Consider the following 18,714-nt stretch of genomic DNA (forward strand, 5'->3'; position numbering starts at 1 on the left):
GGCACTGGGGCAGGATGGGCGCGTGAGTGAGAGCGCGCCCGTCCCCGTGGGTCTGAGCACCGCCTCGGTGTGGCCGCTGCGCGCGGGCGCGGCCTTCGAGCTGGCCGCCGATCTCGGCTACGACGGCGTCGAGGTCATGGTCTGGGCGGATCCGATCAGCCAGGACGTCTCGGCGATCCGGCGCTGGTCGCGGCGCACCGGGATGCCGGTGCTGTCGATCCATTCGCCTTCGCTGCTGATCACGCAGCGGATCTGGTCGCCGGATCCGGAGGTGCGCCTGCGCCGCTCCGTGGACGCCGCGCTGGAACTCGGCGCGCGCACGGTCGTGGTGCATCCGCCGTTTCGCTGGCAGCGCCGGTACGGCGACGCGTTCGGCGATCTGGTGGACGAGCTGGAGGACGCCAGCGGCGTGGACGTCGCGGTGGAGAACATGTTCAAGGTCCGCCCGCCCGGCGGTTCCCGCGACGCCCGGGTGTCGGCGTTCCGGCCGTCGATCGATCCCACGGACGTCGGATTCCGGCACTACACCTTGGATCTGTCGCATTCGGCCGCGGCGCGGATGGACGCGCTGGCGCTCGCGGACCGGATGGGGGCGGGGTTGAGCCACGTCCATTTGGCGGACGGGACAGGGATCCCGAAGGACGAGCACCTGATCCCCGGGCATGGCGGGCAGCCGTGTGCCGAGTTGCTGGAGAAGCTGGTCAGTGACGGCTTCTCCGGCCAGGTAGTGCTGGAAGTCAACACCCGGCACGCCACCGGAGCGGCGTCGCGGGCCCGGGCGCTGGCCGAAGCACTGCTGTTCGCCCGGTTGCATCTGGGGCAATGATCCGCGGGTGATCTTGCTCGGCTGTCCGGGCGGTCCCTGCCCGGCTCGGCTCGCAAAGGCGGCCGCGCACCGTAAAGTGCGGGCGTGACCTCGTTGCCATCGCCGTCTCCAGATTTCGCCGGACCCGGTTCCACGCGCCGTATCGCCGTGGCCGGTCGTCCGTGAGCGCGGCCGACGACACCGCGACCGCCTTCGACGGGGCCACCTCAGTGCGGTCGCTCGGGGACGGCACGTTCACCGCGACGTTGCGTGCGGAATGGTCGATCGGGGCTCATCCGCACGGCGGGTTTCTGGTGGCGTTGCTGGCGAAAACCGCCGCCGCCGCGTTGCACGAGCGCGGGGACGCGACTGTCGATCCGCTCGCGGTGAGCACCGAATTCCTGCACGCGCCCGCACTCGGCCCGGTGCTGCTGCGCGCGGACGTGCGCAAGGTCGGCCGCCGGGTTTCGGTGGTCGCGGTGTCGCTCGAACAGCGCGGCCGCGCTTGCGTCGAGGCGAGGGTCACGGTCGGCCGGTTGCCGATGCGCCGTTCCGAATGGACGGACCTGCCGCAGATGCCCGCCGAACCGCCGTCGAGCGCGCCGCAGCTCGGCAAGGACACCCCGGAGGGCCCGTTCCACCTGTCTGCCGCCTGCGACGTGCGCCTCGATCCGGCGACCGCGGGATTCCTGTCCGGACGTACCGGCGACCCGCCCCGGCTGCGGATGTGGGCGCGTCCGCGCACCGGCCAGCCCGACGTGTACTTCGCTCTGCTGGCAGGCGACCTCAACCCGCCGGTGGTGGCGAACCTGGGCAGGCACGGCTGGGCCCCGACCGTGCAGATGACCTCGCTGCTGCGCACCCGTCCGGCCCCCGGCTGGCTGCGGATCCTCGTCGAATCGCGTTCGGTGCACGAGCCGTGGTTCGACTCGGACGCGACCGTCGTGGACGCGCAGGGCAGGCTCGTCGCGCAGGTGCGGCAGCTGGCGCTCGCCCCGGCACCGGGCGGCTGAGCCGCGTTTGGCACGCTGGCCGCATGAGTGTGATCGCGGTGCTGGGTGCGGGAAAGATCGGCGAAGCCCTGCTGTCGGGCCTGCTCAACGGCGGCCACGAGCCAGGCGACCTGCTCTTCACCGAGCGGTACGAGGAGCGGGCGCGTGAGCTGGAGACGCGCTACCCGGGCATGAAAGCGGCGACCGTCGCGGACGCGGCCCGGCGCGCGGACATTCTCGTGGTCGCGGTGAAGCCACAGGACATCGAGCCGGTGCTGGACGAACTGGCCCCGCTGCTCGGGACGGCGTCGCTGGTCGTCTCGCTGTGCGCGGGACTGCCGACCGCGCTGTACGAACGCCGGCTCGCTGCGGGAGTGCCGGTGGTCCGCGTGATGCCGAACACCCCGATGCTGGTCGGCGAGGCGATGAGCGCGATCTCACCCGGCAAGCACGCGACGCCCGAGCACGTCGCGACGGTCAAGGACCTGCTGTCGCACGTCGGCCAGGTCGTCGAGGTGCCGGAGCGGCAGCAGGACGCGGTCACCGCACTGTCCGGATCCGGTCCGGCGTACTTCTTCTACCTGGTCGAGGCCATGATCGACGCGGGCATCCTGCTCGGCCTGCCGCGCGCGCTGGCCGGACAGCTGATCATCCAGTCGGCGGTCGGCGCGGCGAAAATGCTGGCCGAGGGCCAGGACCACCCGGTGCTGCTGCGCGAGGCGGTGACGTCCCCGGCCGGGACCACCATCAACGCGATCCGGGAGCTGGAGAAGCACGGGGTGCGTGCGGCTCTGCTCGATGCGATCGAGGCTGCCCGTGATCGTTCGGAGGAGCTGGGGCGGGCGCACGAGAGCTGATCGCTCTCCTGGGGCGTGGTTCGCTTTGACGGACCGAGGTGTCGTGCTCGTCTCGGGGCGGGCGGCGGTGCTTCGCCGCGGTGACCGAGAGGCGGTCCGGCAGGGCCGCTGGTCCGTTCAGTGTCGTCGATGGCGTAGCGGCACGCTCCGGCTATTCCGGCAAACCGGACACTGCTGCGCCGTCCGGGCTACGCGAAGCCGCTGGTGAGGGCCCATCCTGGTGACAGGCGTCGCACGAGTCCCACCTGTCCCGCTACCCTCGGAAGAGCACGTGCGTGTCGATACCACAGGTGGGGAAGCCTCGTGGCGCGACACGTGTCGAAGGACGCGGTAAACATGTCGCCGAACAAGAGGGAGGATTTGCCCGCGGTAGGGCAGGTCCAGTTTTTGACAGTCGCCGAAGTGGCCACGCTGATGCGGGTCTCGAAGATGACCGTGTACCGCCTGGTGCATTCGGGCGAACTTCCCGCGGTCAGAGTCGGGAAGTCCTTCCGGGTGCCGGAAAAAGCGGTGCACGAGTATCTGCAGGGCGCGTACTTCGACGTGGGCTGATCCGACGGCGGGCATGCGTCAGACCATGCCCGCCGACCGGTCCGCGCCGGGACGCTAGTAACCTGGTAAACCGCTCGTGCCTGTGCGCTCCACCCGTTGGACGCTGCGCCGGGCAGCGTGACCGACGACCAAGAGGAGCGCCCATGGGTTCCGTGATCAAGAAGCGCCGCAAGCGCATGTCGAAGAAGAAGCACCGCAAGCTGCTGCGCCGTACGCGCGTGCAGCGGCGCAAGGCCGGCAAGTAAGCCGTCCGCGCGGTTGAGGTTTCGTGGCCCGTCCAGTCTCTGGACGGGCCACACTCATGTTCGGACTCTCCTACGCCCGATCGAGTGAGGCGCGTATCGCAATCCGGACGTCGTTGTTAAAACCAGGTAAGCCCTGGTCAGAAGGGCGTCCGGGGCCGGTAACATGGCAGGCGCATCAGCGCGATGCTTCCAGCGAGTGCAGGTTCGCGCACCCCGAGTGATCACTCCGTCTTGCACACTGCTGCCGATCAGGGAGTTCCATGGCCTCGAACATCGTGCTCGTCACCGGGGTCGCCGGCGACCTGGGCGGGAAGCTGCTCGCCCGGCTCGGCGCCCATCCGGATCTCGAGCGGGTGATCGGCGTCGACACCGCCCCGCCTGCCAAGGACATCCAGCAGCGGATGGGCCGCGCCGAGTTCGTCCGCGCCGACATCCGCAATCCGCTCATCGCGAAGGTCATCAGCAGCGCCGAGGTGGACACGGTCGTGCACACCTCGTGCACCGCGCATCCGGCCGGGCCGAGCAGGCGCGCGGCGGTCAAGGAAGTCAACGTCATCGGCACGATGCGGCTGCTCGCGGCGTGCCAGCGCGCGCCGAAGGTGCGCAAGCTCGTCGTGAAGTCCAGCGCGGCGGTGTACGGCGCGGGCGCGCGTTCGCAGGCGGTGTTCACCGAGGATTCGGAGCTGATCCCGCCGTCGTCGAGCGGCTACGCGAAGGATGCGGTCGAGATGGAGGGCTACGTGCGCGGCCTCGCCCGCCGCCGCCCGGACCTGACCATCACCCTGCTGCGGTTCGCGAACATCATCGGCCCCGAGGTCGACACCGTGCTGGCCCGGTACTTCTCGCTGCCGGTCGTGCCGACGGTCTTCGGCTACGACTCCCGCCTGCAGTTGCTGCACGGGTCAGACGCGCTGTCAGTGCTGGAAATGGCCACGCTGGAGGACCGGCCGGGCGTGTTCAACGTCGCTTCGGAAGGCGTGCTCACGCTGTCGCAGGCGATCCGCCGGGCGGGCCGGGTCGGGCTGCCGATGCCGCGCGGCGTGGTGCCGTCGGTCGGGAAGCTGCTGCGCGGAGCGCGGGTGGTCGATTTCTCCGCCGACCAGGTGCGGCTGCTGAACTTCGGCCGCGCGGTCGACATCACGAAGCTCAAGAAGGAGTTCGGGTACACGCCCCGCTGGACCACCCGCGAGGCGTTCGACGATTACGTGGCCGGCCGCGGCCTGCGTCCGGTGCTCGACGGCGGCGCGCTGGCCGGGCTGGCCGGCAAGGTGCTCGAGGCCGCCGCCACCGGGCAGGCGCGCCGATGAACCACGCGACGAGGGCCGGAAGCGAGGCGAATCCCATGAACGGTGCTGAGGCACAGGTCATCCCGCTGCACGGACCCGGCCGGGAGAAACCGGCTGAGATTCCGGAGCAGGCCGAGCCGCGTACCGAAGCGCCGGTGGTCGAGTTCCCGGCGCAGCCGTCCGGTCCGGTGTGCGAGCCCGCGGCTGATCCGCTGTCGGAATCGGTGCGCAGCGCGCTCACCTTCCTGCGCCACCGGCTCACCGGCGACTACGCGGTGGACGAGTTCGGCTTCGACGCCGAGCTCACCGAGACGCTCGTGCTGCCGCCGTTGCGCGCGCTGTACGAGAAGTGGTTCCGCGTCGACACGTTCGGCGTCGGGAACCTGCCGAAGGCGGGCGGCGCGCTGCTGGTGTCCAACCACTCCGGCACCTTGCCGCTCGACGCGCTGATGACCGCGGTCGCGGTGCACGACGAGACCCGCGGACGGCATTTGCGCGGCCTCGGCGCGGACCTGGTGTTCAAGCTTCCGCTGGTCGGGTCGTTCGCGCGCAAGTCCGGGCAGACGCTCGCCTGCAACGCCGACGCCGAACGCCTGCTGACCAACGGCGAACTGGTCGGCGTGTGGCCGGAAGGGTTCAAAGGCGTCGGGAAGCCGTTCTCCGCGCGGTACAAGCTGCAGCGCTTCGGCCGCGGCGGGTTCGTGTCCGCGGCGATGCGCGCGGGCGTGCCGATCATTCCGGTGTCGGTGGTCGGGGCCGAGGAGACGTACCCGAAGATCGGCGAGCTCAAGGTCCTGGCGCGGCTGTTCGGGCTGCCGTACTTCCCGGTCACTCCGTTCTTCCCGCTGCTGGGCCCGCTCGGCGCGGTGCCGCTGCCGACGAAGTGGACCATCGAGTTCGGCGAACCGATCCGCACCGACGACTATGGCCCGGAAGCGGTCGACGACCCGATGCTCGTGTTCACGCTCACCGACCAGGTGCGCGAGGCGATCCAGCACGCGCTGTACCGGCGGCTTTCCCAGCGGCGCAGCGTTTTCCGCGGCTGAGCTTCACCCGGGCAGCCGCCAGCCGCGGCGCACTGAGCGTTCGCAGCGCTGAGGTTCGTCGCCGACGCTGACGAACAGCGCGGTCAACAGAGGCGCGCCGTGGTCGAGCGTGCCGCGCGGCAGAGGGCCGTTCGCGACCAGCGAGACCAGGCCGTGTGCGACGGCCCAGCTTTGCGTGGCGAGTTCGAGCGCGTCGAGGTCTTTGCGGTACCGGCCCGTGTCGCGGCCGCGGGCGGCGGCTTGCACCAGGTATTCGAGGGTGTCGTCGGCGGCCTGGGCGTCTTCGAGTTCGAAGTTGGCGTCGAACATCACGCGGTACAGGTCCGGGTGGGCCAGCGCGTTGCCGAGGTAGGCGGAGATCAGCGCGGCGTGGTCGCGTACTGGATCGGCGGACTGGCGGACCTCGGCCATCCGGTGCGCCAGGCGGGTAAAACCCTCCTGCCGCAACGCTTTCCACAGTCCGTCCATGTTGTCGAAGTGTGTGTAGACGGCCATCGTCGACACCCCGGTGCCGGCGACGAGCGAGCGCAGGGTGATCGGTTCGCGGGTGCGGAGCATCTGCGCTGCCCGTTCGAGCAGCAAGGTGCGCACTGCCGGATCCTTCGTCCTCGCCATGGCGACATTCTATAGCATTGCAATGCTATGTTTTAAGGACCGAGGATCTTCAGGGCTTTCAGGAGGAAACATGGCCGTCACCCTGGTCAACCCGGCCGCGCTGCCGCAGGTCGGCCTCTACCGCCAGGTGTCCGTCGCGACCGGCTCGCGGACGGTGTACGTCGCCGGGCAGGTGGCGCGGACCGCCGAGGGCGGGCACGTCGGCGAAGGGGACTTGGCCGCGCAGGTCGAGCAGGCCTATCTGAACGTGGCCGCGGCGCTGGCCGAGGTGGGTGCCACGTTCGCCGACGTGGTCCGGTTGACCGTCTATTTCGTCGAGTGGTCGCCGGAGAAGATGGGCGAGTTCGTCGAGGGTGTGCAGCGGGCGGAGGAGAGGCTGGGGATTACCGTGCAGGCGCCGTTGACGGGGATTGGCGTGGCGTTTCTCGCGGAGCCGGACCTGTTGGTCGAGGTCGAGGCGACCGCGGTGCTGGACTAGGTCGTGAGTGTTTATGCCGGTTAGAACCGGCATAAACACTCACGAGCAGTTCTCAGCGGCGGCGGTACGCCATTCCCGCGGCGACCGCCCCCGCGACCGCGCCCGCGCCGAGCACGGACGGGACGCCGATGCGGGCGGCTTTGCGGCCGGTGCGGAAGTCGCGGATCTCCCAGCCGCGGGCGCGGGCGACGTCGCGCAGGCCGCTGTCCGGGTTGACCGCCACCGCGGTGCCGACGACCGACAGCATCGGGACGTCGTTCTGCGAATCCGAATAAGCCGTGCAGCGCTTGAGGTTCAGGCCTTCGCGCGACGCGAGCGCGCGGACCGCGTGCGCCTTCGCGCGGCCGTGCAGCATGTCGCCGACCAACCGTCCGGTGTAGACGCCGTCCTTGGTTTCCGCGACCGTGCCGAGCGCGCCGGTGAGGCCGAGCCGGCGCGAGATGATCGCGGCGAGTTCGATCGGCGTCGCCGTGACGAGCCACACGCGCTGGCCCGCGTCGAGGTGCATCTGCGCGAGCGCGCGGGTGCCGGACCAGATCTTGTCCGCCATCAGCTCGTCGTAGATTTCCTCGCTCATCGTGGTGAGCTCCTCGACCGTGCGACCGGCCACAAAGGACAGCGCGCGCTCGCGGTGGGTCTTGATGTCGGCCTTGTTCTCGCGTCCGCCGATGCGGAACTTGACCTGGTCCCACACGAAACCGGCGAGGTCGGCCGAGGTGAAGAACTTGCGCGCGGCGAGCCCGCGGGCGAAGTAGAAGATCGACGCGCCCATCATCATCGTGTTGTCCACGTCGAAGAAGGCGCCCGCGGTGAGGTCCGGCGGCGCGGGCGGAACCGTCGTCGCCAGCTGCGCCGAGGAGGACGCGGCCTCCGCCGACGCTTCTCCGGCGAGCGTGGCGAGCCGCTCCAGTTCCTGACTCTTATCCTTGCCACGCCAAGCTGACACGCACACCGCCTCCAGGTTCGGGCACGTCCCGGCGGACGACGCCGACCGGGTCCTGCAGCACAGGGTAGCGACCGTGCGACTCACCCGTTGGAGATGTGGCCGGGACCTCGGATAGGGGTTGCCTGGTCGTCCTGATCACGGCGCGGGGGAGTGGCGAAAGTCGCGTCAGCCGATGACGATCGGCGGGAGCCCCGGCAGCAGCGGCGGGATCGAGACGACCGGCGGGGGCGCGGGCCGGGTCGGGATCCGGGGCGGCGTGGGAGCGGTGATCGGCGGCGAGACGCTCGGCGGGGCCGGAGGGTGCGGGACCTCGGCCGAAGTCGGGGTCGGGCTCGGCGTGCCCGGGTTGCTCAGCGTCGGCGACGAGACCGAGCGCACCGGCAGCGGGGAGTCCGTCGGCGGGACGCTCGACCCGGCGACCGGAGGCGGGCTGCTCGGCGTGGAGCCGCCGGGCGGCAGCGGTTGCTGCGTGCACGCGCCGCGCGCGGGGAGGAGGCCCAGTTCGTCGGTGGTGCCGGTGGTGATCTGGTAGCAGCTCAGCCGCGAGCCGAGCGCGGAACTCCGCTGCTGTACGCGGTCGAGCAGGAGGCGCGCTTGCCGGAAATCCGAGAGGGCGGACGCCGGCACGTCGGCCTGTTCCGATTCCAGTTGCCGCGACTGGCTCTGCGCCCACGATTCCAAAGTCGTCAGCCGCGTGCGGTTGCCGCTTGTCGTCGCCAGCTCGGTGAGTTCGGCCACGCCCGCGCGGACATCGCCGCTGAAATCGTGCAGCGCGGTTTGATACGCCGACGGGCTGGCGTCGCTCATCCGGCCCAGCTCGGTGACGCGGTTCGCGGCGAACTTCAGGTGTTTCTCGGCCTTGGCTTCGTCGCCGAAGGTCAGACCGAGCGACGTGACTTCGCCTGCTCGCTTCACGCTGTACAGCGCGTCTCCGGGCAGGGCGTCTCGCGAAAGCAGCAGCGTGAGGCCGCCGAGGCCGAGGATCAGCGCGATGCCCGCGGCGGCGAGGTCGGCCATGCGCGGCCGCCACCGTCGGCGCGGGAGCGGTTCGCCGATGCGGCCTTCGATCTCGGCGCGGATCCGGGCTCGGGTGGCGGGGTCGGGGTCGCCCGCTTGGCCCAGTTCGCGCAAGGCGCCGACGAGGGCCAGCTCTTCGGCGAACTCGTCCGGCCGCTGCCGCGGGGAAGCATTGATCGCGTCGTCGAACCGCTCGCTCTCGGTCCGACCACGCGAAAACCACCCGGGCACGCCCACGGTGCTGCTCCGTCTCCACCCAACGCCCGGCCCTGACCGCCGGTCTGGGTGAGAAACGATTAAGAAGCCGAAAAAGTTACGGCTGTCGTCGAACGATCAACGCAGGCCGGTGGGCAGCAGCTGCGCGAGCCGCCGGACCGCCCGGTGCTGCAATGCCTTCACCGCGCCCTCGTTGCGATCCATGATCTGCGCGGTCTCCGCGACCGACAGCCCCTGGAGGAACCGCAGCACGATGCATTCGCGCTGGTCCTCGCCGAGTTCGGCGACGCACCGCAGCAGCTCGGCCCTGGTCGCGCCCGCGATCGCCTGCTGTTCGGGTCCGGCCTGGGCGACCGGGCCGACCGGTCCGCCGGGCACACCGCCCGGTTCGGCGACCTCGTCGGTGACGACCTCGAGCCGGAACCGGCTGGACTTCACGTGGTCGAGGATCAGGTTGCGGGCGATGGTGACGAACCACGCGCCGACGTCGCGGCCCTGGTAGCTGACCGACGTGATCCGGCGCAGCGCGCGCAGGAAGGTCTCGCTGGTGACGTCCTCGGCCAGGTCGCGGTCGCCGAGCCGGAAGAGCGCATAGCGGTAGACGACGTCGACGTACCGGTCGTAGAGCTGGCCGAACGCGGAGGAGTCGCCGGCCTGCGCGGCCCGCACCAGTTCCCACGCCTCGGCCTTCGCGACCTCGGCGGGGTCTGGTTCGGCGTCGGCCTTGGGCAGCGGCACGGCGGCCGCGGACGAGCCGAACACGCGGTCGGCGAACATCGCGACCGGCCCGCGGTGCGCGGCGGCGGACAGGGTGATCGGACGGGTCATCGGGCGGCACCTCCGGCTGTCCCTGGTGCGGCCGGGCGCGTACCCGAGGGCGTGCGGGCGTGCCGCGGCGCGTGTCCCACACCCTCGTGGACCGGCGGCTTCGGCACGACGACTCCCTTGCTCGGGTCACCCGGTAGTGATCAACGCCACCCGGCGACGCAGTGCAGCATACGTGTTGTTACCGCGAAGTAGGTAGTGTCCCGGTCAGGCAGAGGTGCGACGATCGCGCGGCATCCCCATTACGGGTGACAAGATGACGAATCCGCAACGGAACGAGAGGGGTGGGGGTGGACCGGATCAGCACCGCCCACGGCGTCGCCGGCCTGCTCGCCGATGCGGCCAGCCGCTGGCCGGAACGCACGGCGATCACCGAGACGGGCACGGGTGCCACGCTGACCTGGCGAGAGCTCGACGAAGCGGCGCACGCGGAAGCACGCCGGCTGGTGTCCTCCGGCGTCGCGCCGGGCGACCCGGTGGTGCTGCGGCTCCCGACGTCGGCTGACTTCGCGGTCGCCTTGTTCGCGGTGCTGCGCGCGGGCGGGATCGCCGTGCCGTTGTCGCCGCAGGCCCCCGCGCCCGAACTGGAACGGCTGCTGGAGCACTGCGGCGCGAAACGCGTGGTGCAGCGCGACGACGCCGAGCTGCCCGAGGGCGTCGCCGGTCTGCCGCCGCGCGGCGAGGAGCCGGGCGACCCGGTCGACCTCGGCCGGTCCGGCGAGGACATCGCGGTCGTCTCGTACACCTCCGGCACGACCGGCCCGCCGCGCGGAGTGCTGCTGTCGCACCGCGCGTTGCTGGCGAACCTCGATCAACTGTCCCAAGTGGACGGAGTGACCGAGCACGACGACCGGGTGCTGGTCTCGATCCCGCTCTTCCACGTCTACGGCCTCGGCCCCGGCCTGCTCATGGCCACGGCGGTCGGTGCGACGCTGGTGCTGTCCGAACGCTTCGAAGCCCGGCGCACGCTCCAGGACTGCGCCGAGCATCGCGTCACGGCGATCACCGGCGTGCCCGCGATGTACAACGAATTCGCCGCGCTCGACCCCGAAGAGCTGGCGCACGGCCTGGCGACCGTGCACCGGCTGACATCCGGTGCCGCGCCGTTGCATCCCAAGGTGCTCGCGGCGATCCGGGAGGCCGCCGGGGTCGACGTGTACGAGGGCTACGGGCTCACCGAATGCGCGCCGGTGGTGACGTCGACGCTGGTCACCGGCTATCCGAAGCCCGGATCGGTCGGACGGCCGCTGCCCGGGATCGAGCTGCGGCTGGTGGAGTCGGACGGGTCCGCGGACGAACTGCCGCTCGACCCGGAGGAGCCGGACGACGTGTTCGAGGCGGGCGGCAGCACCGGGCTGGTGTCGGTGCGCGGCGCGAACCTGTTCTCCGGGTACTGGCCGGACGGCGCGCACGGCCCCGATGCCGAGGGCTGGTTCCGGACCGGCGATGTCGGCTACCTCGATTCCGACGGCGATCTGCACCTGGTCGACCGGGCCAACGACTTGATCATCGTCAACGGCTTCAACGTCTTCCCGCACGAGGTCGAGGAAGTGATCTCGCAGCTGCCCGGGGTGGCCGAGGCCGCCGTCGTGGGAGTGGTCGACGAGCGGAGCGGCGAAGCGGTGAAGGCGGTCGTGGTGCCTGCCGAAGGTGCGGCGTTGTCGGAGCAGCAGGTGGTGGACCAGTGCACCGCGCATCTCGCCGGGTACAAGGTGCCGCACACCGTCGAGTTCGCCGAAGCGCTGCCGCATTCGGCGACCGGGAAGCTGCGCCGCCTGAAGCTGCGCTGATTAGGCTGGGACCGTGCACAAAGTGACCGTGATGAGCCGCGAAGGATGCCACCTGTGCGAGGTGGCCGAGGCGGACGTCGCGCGGATCTGCGGCGAACTGGGCGTGCCGTGGGAGACCGCGGACGTCGACAGCGACCCGGAATGGCAGGCCGAATACGGCGACCAGGTGCCGGTGATCCTGATCGACGGGACCGAGCACGGGTACTGGCGCGTCGAGGAAGAACGGCTGCGCGCGGCGCTGCGGTAAGCAACCCGTAAGCGCTTTGAACGGGCCAGACTCCGCCGGGCCCGCCGAAGATGGTGGGGTGAGTGCGTTGAAGGAAGCCCCGCCGACCGCCCGGCCGCGTCTGTCGCTGGGCATCGCGACGTTCATCGGCCTGGTCTCGCTGGCCGTCGCGCTGGGCGTGGGGCATCTGGTTGCCGGATTTGTCGGGTACAACGCGTCGCCGTTCGTCGCGGTCGCGGACTTCGTGATCGCGCACAGCCCGCACGCCGTCGTGGTGTGGGCGGAGCAGACGATCGGGACCGCCGACAAGACCGTGCTCAAGATCGGCCTGGCCGTGGTGCTGCTGGTGTTCGCGGTGCTCGCCGGGCAGCTCTCGCGCCGTCGTCCGCTGCCGGGCCAGCTGCTGGTGGTCGTGGTCGGCGCGTTCGGGATCTTCGCGGTGTTCGAGCGCACGGACGTCGGACAACTCGCCTTGCTGGCTCCGGTGCTGGCGCTGGGCGCTGCGCTGCTGGTGTTCAGCTGGCTGCACAAACGCGCGCTGCCGGCGGAAAGCGAACTGCGGCAGGGACTCAGCCGTCGCCAGGTCTTGCAGCGCGGCGCGGGAATCGCGGCCGGCGCCGGCGTGGCGGCGATCGTCGGCGAGGTCGTGTCCACCACCAGCAGCGCGACCGGCTCGCGCGCGTCGATCGGGCCGCTGGTCGCTGCGAAGAAAGCCCCGCCGCTGCCGCCGGACGCGGATTTCCACAAGCTCGGCTCGCCGCCGTTCATCACGCCGAACGGGAGTTTCTACCGGATCGACACCGCGTTCGTCGTACCGCAGGTGCGGGCCGAGGACTGGACCCTGAAGATCCACGGCATGGTCGACCGCGAGGTGAGCTTCTCCTACGCCGACATCCGGAACCGCCCGCTGGTGGAGCGGACCGTGACGCTCACCTGCGTCTCCAACGAGGTCGGCGGCGACCTGATCTCCACCGCGAACTTCATCGGCGTCGACCTGGTCGACCTGCTGGACGCGGCGGGCGTGCAACCGGGCGCGCAGCAGATGTACGCGACCAGCGTCGACGGGTTCACCTGCGGAACCCCGGCCAACGTCGCGCTCGACCCGGCACGCGGCGCGATGCTCGCGATCGGGATGAACGGCGAGGCGCTGCCGGTCGAGCACGGCTTCCCGGCGCGGATCGTGATCCCCGGGCTGTACGGCTACGTCTCGGCGACCAAATGGGTCACCGACCTCGAGTTCACGACCTGGGACGCGCGGCAGGCGTACTGGCTGCAGCGCGGCTGGGCGGAGCAGGCCCCGATCAAGACCGAATCGCGGATCGACGCACCGGCCAACGGGACGTCGGTGCGCGCGGGCAAGGTCCGGGTCGCGGGGACGGCGTGGGCGCAGCACGTCGGGATCGCGAAGGTCGAAGTGCGGGTGGACCAGGGCGCGTGGCTCCCGGCGACGCTTTCGGCCGAGGTCAACAAGGACACCTGGCGGATGTGGTGGGCCGAGGTGCCGGTGCCGCCGGGCAGCCACACGGTGACCGTGCGGGCGACCGACCAGACCGGTTACACGCAGACCGACCACCCCGCGGACCCGGTCCCGGACGGTGCGACTGGGTGGCACACCGTGCCCTTCACCGCCGCCTGAAGGCAGGGTTGGTGGCGAACAGCCTCGCGCAAGCGCTTGTATCGGTCGCGCCGCTAGCTGATGCGGGGCGGCGGCAGCTGGCGGCTGAGTGCGTCGGCGAGCTGATGCAGGTCTCTAAGAGCCGGTTCGATGCGGGCGAGATCCATTCGGCCGTCGGCCCACATCCACAACTGGCCCGCGGTAATCCGGAACGGTCGGCGGTGCACGGTGATCCAGCTCCGGATCTCTGGGGTGAGGTCGGCAGGCGCGCCGTCGACCGTCCAGCTCCGATCGAAGTCTGAACCGCTGAGGGAGCTGGCCCCGAGTCCGCGGGCCAACTGCCCGAGCATGCCGCGTGGCCGGACGGTCAGGTCTGGCGTCGCCCCCGGCAGCAGGAGGGCGAAAACCTGGGTGAACTGACGCTCAGCGCGATCGCTGGACTCGGCGTCGTCATGGCCAAAGACGGCGCTGTACTCAAACGACGTGAATTCGCGATCACCGTTCGTTCCGGTGACGACATGCCAAGCCCGAGGACGGCGACCGTCGTTGAACGGATACCCGTGGCAACGGCCGAGGAGGCCGCTGTCCCGCTCTCGGTAGGCCCAGCCACGCTCGGCTGCTGCGGCGGCGTACTGGTCGCGGCGTTTGCGGTAGTTGCGGAAGTACCAGTATGCGTAACCGCCGATCAAAACGACGGAAGGGATGCCGAGCAGCCACTGGCTCACGAGAATCTCCTGAATGGGTTGATGGTTAGCAGCTGTTATCCAGGCAGCGACTGGATAACTTTAGCCACTACCTTTTCTGTCAATTCGCAGGCTTTGTCTCCGAATTTGGCCACCGCATCCGGGCCGAAGACCATAGCCACGGAGAACAGTTGCTGAGGATCGTCGTCCGCAAGCTGGACGTCCATCACGCAACCTTGCCCCTTCGCGAATTCGGACTTCGTCGCACGCTGGCCCTCTACGGCGACCTCCGAGCCGCCCTTCGCGGACTGGACCCCGCGAGACATCGAAACCGTAACCGTGTTGGCAGTGGAATACTGACACTGCGGTCCGCTCATCTCCGGCTTCGGCACTGACGTTTGCAGAATTGCGCCGAGGTCTTGGGTGCTAATAAGTTCGCAGGGCTTTTGTGAACCCATCTTCTTTGTCGGTGATCCTGTGGAAGAACTGCATCCGGTGAGGGCTAGAAGTGAAATTGCCAGCAGGGTGTATGTTCCTGCCGTCAGGACTCGTTGTTTCAATTGACACGTTCCTTGTGGTTGCATGCGAGCCCTGCGGGCGACTCTTCTCTCGTGTGTTCGGGTGACTACGGAATGTGTGTATACGGATCAGGCGCTGCTCGCGGACGAGCACCGGTGCGACCACCTGAACGGGCTACGCCTTGCGCAGGTACCCGCGGTTGGGGGCCCTGCACCCCGCGTCTGCGGCGCGTCGACTCGCGGGTATGAGCGGGTATGAGTCGGCGAGGGGGAACGCTGATGATCGTCGTCGGCCGGCGCGGATCACAGTCCGGCCGAAGGCTCCGGTGTGCTTCTGGTCATGCGGATGACCAGTGACTTTGTGCATGCGTTCACAAGTGGACTACCGTAGGAACCCGTCCCCGCGAGGACCGGCATCGAACCGGACGGAAGCCGTGGGGTCAAGGGTTGGTTTTCCACTGCCGGTCGAGGCAGGTGGGGGACAGCGCGGGCACGAAGCCGGATTGAGGAGAAGTCAGCGTGGTGACACAGCGGGGCGGGCGCAGCGGTGCCGAACCGCCGGCCACGCCTCCGCGTGACGAATCCGACTCCGCCGAACCCGCGCCGCCTGCCACGCGCCGGTCCGGCGGACGGCACGCCGCGGGCAGCCGCCGTCGGGCCGCGGTGAGCGAGAACGGCTTGGCGCGCAACGGAAACTCCGCGGGAGCCAGTGCTGAGAACGGGTCTGACCAGGTAGTCGGCGGTGGCGAGCACGCCGCGGGCAACGGCCGGGCCGCCAACGGCAACGGCAACGGCCGTGCGAGCCGGGCGGCCGCCCGAGCAGCCGCCGAAGCCCAGGCCGCGGCGCCCGCGGAGGGCGACGCCAAACCCCGCACCCGCCGTGCGGCCCGGACCTCCCGTCCCGCCCCGGACGCCGACAACGCGCCGACCGCCGAGATGCCCGCCGTCTCCGACGCGGAAGACACCGCGGTCCGCGCGAAGCAGATCCCGGAGGCCGCCGTCGCCCGGCTGGCCGTCTACCTGCGGATCCTTTCCGGATTGGCCGAACAGGGCGCGACCACCGTCTCCAGCGAAGAACTCTCCGCCGCGGCGGGCGTGAACTCCGCCAAACTCCGCAAAGACCTCTCCTACCTGGGCTCGTACGGCACTCGCGGCGTCGGCTACGAGGTGCAGGTGCTGGTCAGCCAGATCGAACGCATCCTCGGCCTCACCCGTCAGCACCGGGTCGCGGTGGTCGGAATCGGCAACCTCGGCCACGCGCTCGCCAACTACGGCGGCTTCCCCGGCCGGGGCTTCCCGGTCGAGGCGCTCTTCGACCTCGACCCCGATTTGATCGGCGTCCCCGTAGGGGGTCTCCCGGTCTCGCACATGGACGACATTCCGCGCGTTTGCTCCGAACGGGAGATTTCCGTGGGGATCATCGCCACACCTCCTACCGCCGCGCAGTCGGTGTGCGACAGGCTGGTGGCAGGCGGCGTCCAGTGCATCCTCAACTTCGCGCCGGTAGTGCTCCAGGTGCCGGCACACGTCGAGGTCCGCAAGGTCGACCTGGCCGTCGAGCTGCAGATCCTCTCGTTCCACGTGGCTCGGCGCGCCGACAGCGCGGCCGGCGCGGGCGGATCGGCCGGGGAAAACCAGGGGAATACCGGGTTACCCGGCACGGGCCGGCCCGCCGACAATGGCAGCGGCGGACGAAACGGCGCCGGTACGGACGGCGGTCTCGGAATGGTGGTGCGCTGAATGAGCGTGTTGGCGGTCGGGCTCTCCCATCGCAGTGCGGATCTCGGCACGCTCGAGCGTGCGGCGATCCCCGCGGACGAGCTGACCAAGGTCCTGCACGACCTGCAGCAGGCCGAGCACATCAGCGAGGTCATGCTCGTCTCGACGTGCAACCGCATCGAGGTCTACGCCGTGGTCGAGACGTTCCACGGCGGCGTCAACGACGTCTCGGAGGTGCTCTCCCGCAAGGCCGGGATGGAGCCGGCCGAGTTGTACGACAGCCTGTACGTGCACTACGCGGGCGCGGCCGTCGAGCACCTGTTCTCCGTCGCCTCGGGCCTTGACTCGATGGTGGTCGGCGAGACGCAGATCCTCGGCCAGGTCCGTTCCTCGTACGCGACCGCGCGCGACGCCGGCACCGTCGGCCGCACGCTGCACGAGCTGATCCAGACCACGCTGCGCGTCGGCAAGCGCGTGCACTCCGAGACCGGGCTCGACCAGCTCGGCGCGTCCGTCGTGTCCGAGGCGCTGGCCGCCGCGGGCGACATCGCTGGCAAGCACGCGCTGATCGTCGGGGCCGGTTCGATGGGCGCGCTCACCGCGGCGCAGCTGCGCAAGGCCGGGATCGCCGAGATCACCGTGGCCAACCGCACCGAGGCCAACGCCGTCCGGCTGGCCGAGAAGGTCGTCGCGGAGGGGATCCCGGCGCGTTCGGTGCCGTTGACCGAACTCGCCGGCGCGGTCGAGCTGGCCGATCTCGTCGTGGCGTGCACCGGGGCGCAGGACGCGGTCTTCCTCGCCGGACACGTGCCCGCGCGCGCCGGACGTCCGCTGGTCGTCTGCGACCTCGGGCTGCCCAAGGACGTCGACCCCGCGGTCGCCGAACTCGCCGACGTCACCGTGGTCGACCTGGAGACGATCCAGCGCCGCATGCGCGACGCCGGAGCCCCGACCACCGACCGGCAGACCGCCAAAGCCAACGGCATCGTGCTCGACGAGGTGCGCGAGTACCTCGCCGGACAGCGCAGTGCCGAGGTCACGCCCACGGTCACCGCGCTGCGCAGGCGCGCGGCCGAGGTGGTGGACGCGGAACTGCTCCGCCTGGACAACCGGCTGCCGGAACTCGACAGCCAGGTTCGCGAAGAGGTCGGCCGCACGGTTCGCCGCGTGGTCGACAAGCTGCTGCACGCGCCGACGGTGCGGGTCAAGCAGCTGGCCGCCGAGACGGCCGACACCGACTACGCCAACGCGTTGCGGGAACTGTTCTGCCTCGACCCGCAGGCTCCTGCGGCCGTGGCGAGCCCGACAGCGCCGGAAACCGAGAAGAAGCGGTAAGTGACCAGAGTCATTCGCATCGGCACGCGGGGCAGCAAGCTCGCCCTCGCGCAGACCGGCATCGTCGCCGACACCATCCGCGCCACCGGGGCGGAGGTGGAGATCGTCACCGTCACCACCCCCGGCGACCTCTCCAGCGCCCCGATCTCGCAGATCGGGGTCGGCGTGTTCACCTCGGCGCTGCGGGAAGCGTTGCTGCGCAACGAGATCGACGTCGCCGTGCACTCGTACAAAGACCTGCCCACCGCACCCGAGGAAGGCCTCGTGCTGGCCGCGGTGCCGCCGCGCGAGGACCCGCGCGACGCGCTGATCGCCCGCGACGGTCTCACCCTCGGCGAGCTTCCGCCGGGCGCGAAGGTCGGCACCGGCGCGGCTCGGCGCATGGCTCAGTTGCGCGCGCTGGGTCTCGGTTTGGAAATCGTGCCGATCCGAGGCAATATCGATACCCGCATGCGCAAGGTGGCCGACGGCGAGCTGGATGCCGTGGTGCTCGCGCGTGCCGGACTGGCCAGGGTCGGCCGGGTGGACGAGATCACCGAAACCCTCGACCCGATCCAGATGCTGCCCGCTCCCGCGCAGGGGGCGCTGGCGCTGGAGTGCCGGGCCGCCGACGTGGACATCGAGCACCTGCTCGCGTCCGCGGTGGACGACGAGAGCACGCGGGTCGCGGTGACGGCCGAACGGGCTCTGCTCGCCGCGCTCGAAGCCGGGTGCAGCGCGCCGGTGGGCGCGCTCGCCGAGATCGTCGAGGACCTCGACGACGAGGGCGCGGTGGTGGAACGCATCTCGCTGCGCGGCACCGCTGCCGTCGAAGGCGAGAACGGCGGCGTCGACATGGTGCGGGCGTCCGCGATCGCCGGGATCGGCGAGGCGGAGAAGCTCGGCCGGGAACTGGCCGCCGAACTGCTTGACCTGGGTGCCGGGGCGCTGCTCGGCCCCGCGCTGTGA

20 protein-coding genes are annotated in these 18,714 nt (G+C 70.3%); 14 read left to right on the plus strand and 6 right to left on the minus strand.

The window, feature by feature from the left end; all coding sequences use genetic code 11:
- The first annotated feature begins 22 nt into the window (after positions 1–22).
- From L3Q65_RS38710 to L3Q65_RS38740, 7 genes are all read left to right on the plus strand, one after another.
- Complete coding sequence (locus L3Q65_RS38710) at positions 23–826, plus strand: sugar phosphate isomerase/epimerase (RefSeq protein WP_182890417.1); 804 nt, start codon at positions 23–25, stop codon at positions 824–826.
- Between the two features lie 161 nt (positions 827–987).
- On the plus strand, positions 988–1,818 hold the full coding sequence (locus L3Q65_RS38715) for a thioesterase family protein (RefSeq protein ID WP_182890416.1): 831 nt from the start codon (positions 988–990) through the stop codon (positions 1,816–1,818).
- A gap of 23 nt (positions 1,819–1,841) precedes the next feature.
- Positions 1,842–2,654 (plus strand): pyrroline-5-carboxylate reductase, encoded by an 813-nt coding sequence (proC, locus tag L3Q65_RS38720; protein WP_182890415.1) that lies wholly within the window; start codon positions 1,842–1,844, stop codon positions 2,652–2,654.
- Between the two features lie 336 nt (positions 2,655–2,990).
- Positions 2,991–3,206, plus strand: coding sequence for a helix-turn-helix domain-containing protein (locus L3Q65_RS38725; RefSeq protein ID WP_033291067.1), 216 nt, complete (start codon positions 2,991–2,993; stop codon positions 3,204–3,206).
- A 143-nt stretch (positions 3,207–3,349) separates the two neighbouring features.
- Entirely contained in the window at positions 3,350–3,451 is a 102-nt protein-coding gene (locus L3Q65_RS38730; RefSeq protein ID WP_007030867.1) for a 30S ribosomal protein bS22, read from the plus strand.
- 260 nt (positions 3,452–3,711) lie between these two features.
- Positions 3,712–4,758: an NAD-dependent epimerase/dehydratase family protein gene (locus L3Q65_RS38735; protein WP_182890414.1), complete on the plus strand. Its 1,047-nt coding sequence runs from the start codon at positions 3,712–3,714 to the stop codon at positions 4,756–4,758.
- Positions 4,755–5,783 (plus strand): lysophospholipid acyltransferase family protein, encoded by a 1,029-nt coding sequence (locus L3Q65_RS38740; protein ID WP_370648146.1) that lies wholly within the window; start codon positions 4,755–4,757, stop codon positions 5,781–5,783. The genes L3Q65_RS38735 and L3Q65_RS38740 overlap by 4 nt, the downstream gene beginning before the upstream one ends.
- A 3-nt stretch (positions 5,784–5,786) precedes the next feature.
- Here L3Q65_RS38740 and L3Q65_RS38745 read toward each other — a convergent pair whose 3' ends face one another.
- Positions 5,787–6,398 carry a TetR/AcrR family transcriptional regulator gene (locus L3Q65_RS38745; RefSeq protein WP_182890412.1) on the minus strand — a complete coding sequence of 204 codons (612 nt, stop codon included), beginning with the start codon at positions 6,396–6,398 and terminating at the stop codon, positions 5,787–5,789.
- A gap of 70 nt (positions 6,399–6,468) precedes the next feature.
- Between L3Q65_RS38745 and L3Q65_RS38750 the strand changes: the two genes are divergently transcribed.
- Positions 6,469–6,876 carry a RidA family protein gene (locus L3Q65_RS38750; protein ID WP_237597896.1) on the plus strand — a complete coding sequence of 136 codons (408 nt, stop codon included), beginning with the start codon at positions 6,469–6,471 and terminating at the stop codon, positions 6,874–6,876.
- A gap of 52 nt (positions 6,877–6,928) precedes the next feature.
- Here the strand turns inward: L3Q65_RS38750 and L3Q65_RS38755 are convergent, their stop codons facing one another.
- From L3Q65_RS38755 to L3Q65_RS38765, 3 genes are all read right to left on the minus strand, one after another.
- Positions 6,929–7,837: an HAD family phosphatase gene (locus L3Q65_RS38755; protein WP_051729659.1), complete on the minus strand. Its 909-nt coding sequence runs from the start codon at positions 7,835–7,837 to the stop codon at positions 6,929–6,931.
- 150 nt (positions 7,838–7,987) lie between these two features.
- On the minus strand, positions 7,988–9,076 hold the full coding sequence (locus L3Q65_RS38760) for a DUF5667 domain-containing protein (protein ID WP_237597897.1): 1,089 nt from the start codon (positions 9,074–9,076) through the stop codon (positions 7,988–7,990).
- A gap of 96 nt (positions 9,077–9,172) precedes the next feature.
- Entirely contained in the window at positions 9,173–9,883 is a 711-nt protein-coding gene (locus L3Q65_RS38765) for a sigma-70 family RNA polymerase sigma factor (protein ID WP_220506944.1), read from the minus strand.
- A gap of 281 nt (positions 9,884–10,164) precedes the next feature.
- On the opposite strand from L3Q65_RS38765, the gene L3Q65_RS38770 reads away from it, so the two are divergent.
- From L3Q65_RS38770 to L3Q65_RS38780, 3 genes are read left to right on the plus strand one after another with little or no spacing between them, the layout of a single operon-like run.
- Positions 10,165–11,670: an AMP-binding protein gene (locus L3Q65_RS38770; RefSeq protein WP_237597898.1), complete on the plus strand. Its 1,506-nt coding sequence runs from the start codon at positions 10,165–10,167 to the stop codon at positions 11,668–11,670.
- Between the two features lie 31 nt (positions 11,671–11,701).
- A complete protein-coding gene (locus L3Q65_RS38775) occupies positions 11,702–11,917 on the plus strand; it encodes a glutaredoxin family protein (protein WP_182890894.1) in 216 nt (71 codons plus the stop codon).
- Between the two features lie 58 nt (positions 11,918–11,975).
- Positions 11,976–13,532 (plus strand): molybdopterin-dependent oxidoreductase, encoded by a 1,557-nt coding sequence (locus tag L3Q65_RS38780; RefSeq protein ID WP_237597899.1) that lies wholly within the window; start codon positions 11,976–11,978, stop codon positions 13,530–13,532.
- A 53-nt stretch (positions 13,533–13,585) separates the two neighbouring features.
- On the opposite strand, the gene L3Q65_RS38785 is transcribed toward L3Q65_RS38780, so the two are convergent.
- Together L3Q65_RS38785 and L3Q65_RS38790 are read right to left on the minus strand one after the other, a co-directional pair.
- Entirely contained in the window at positions 13,586–14,236 is a 651-nt protein-coding gene (locus tag L3Q65_RS38785) for a hypothetical protein (protein ID WP_237597900.1), read from the minus strand.
- Between the two features lie 35 nt (positions 14,237–14,271).
- Positions 14,272–14,754: a DUF3558 domain-containing protein gene (locus L3Q65_RS38790; RefSeq protein WP_237597901.1), complete on the minus strand. Its 483-nt coding sequence runs from the start codon at positions 14,752–14,754 to the stop codon at positions 14,272–14,274.
- Between the two features lie 894 nt (positions 14,755–15,648).
- Between L3Q65_RS38790 and L3Q65_RS38795 the strand changes: the two genes are divergently transcribed.
- The 3 genes from L3Q65_RS38795 to hemC are packed head-to-tail and all read left to right on the plus strand — an operon-like array spanning position 15,649 to position 18,714.
- Positions 15,649–16,452 carry a redox-sensing transcriptional repressor Rex gene (locus L3Q65_RS38795; protein ID WP_182890893.1) on the plus strand — a complete coding sequence of 268 codons (804 nt, stop codon included), beginning with the start codon at positions 15,649–15,651 and terminating at the stop codon, positions 16,450–16,452.
- The gene (locus tag L3Q65_RS38800) at positions 16,453–17,766 is read left to right on the plus strand and encodes a glutamyl-tRNA reductase (RefSeq protein ID WP_182890407.1); all 1,314 of its coding nucleotides are present in this window, start codon (positions 16,453–16,455) and stop codon (positions 17,764–17,766) included. It begins immediately after the preceding gene.
- Positions 17,767–18,714, plus strand: coding sequence for a hydroxymethylbilane synthase (hemC, locus tag L3Q65_RS38805; protein WP_237597902.1), 948 nt, complete (start codon positions 17,767–17,769; stop codon positions 18,712–18,714).

The organism is Amycolatopsis sp. FU40, from assembly GCF_021903635.1.
In the GTDB taxonomy this organism is placed as follows: domain Bacteria; phylum Actinomycetota; class Actinomycetes; order Mycobacteriales; family Pseudonocardiaceae; genus Amycolatopsis; species Amycolatopsis dendrobii.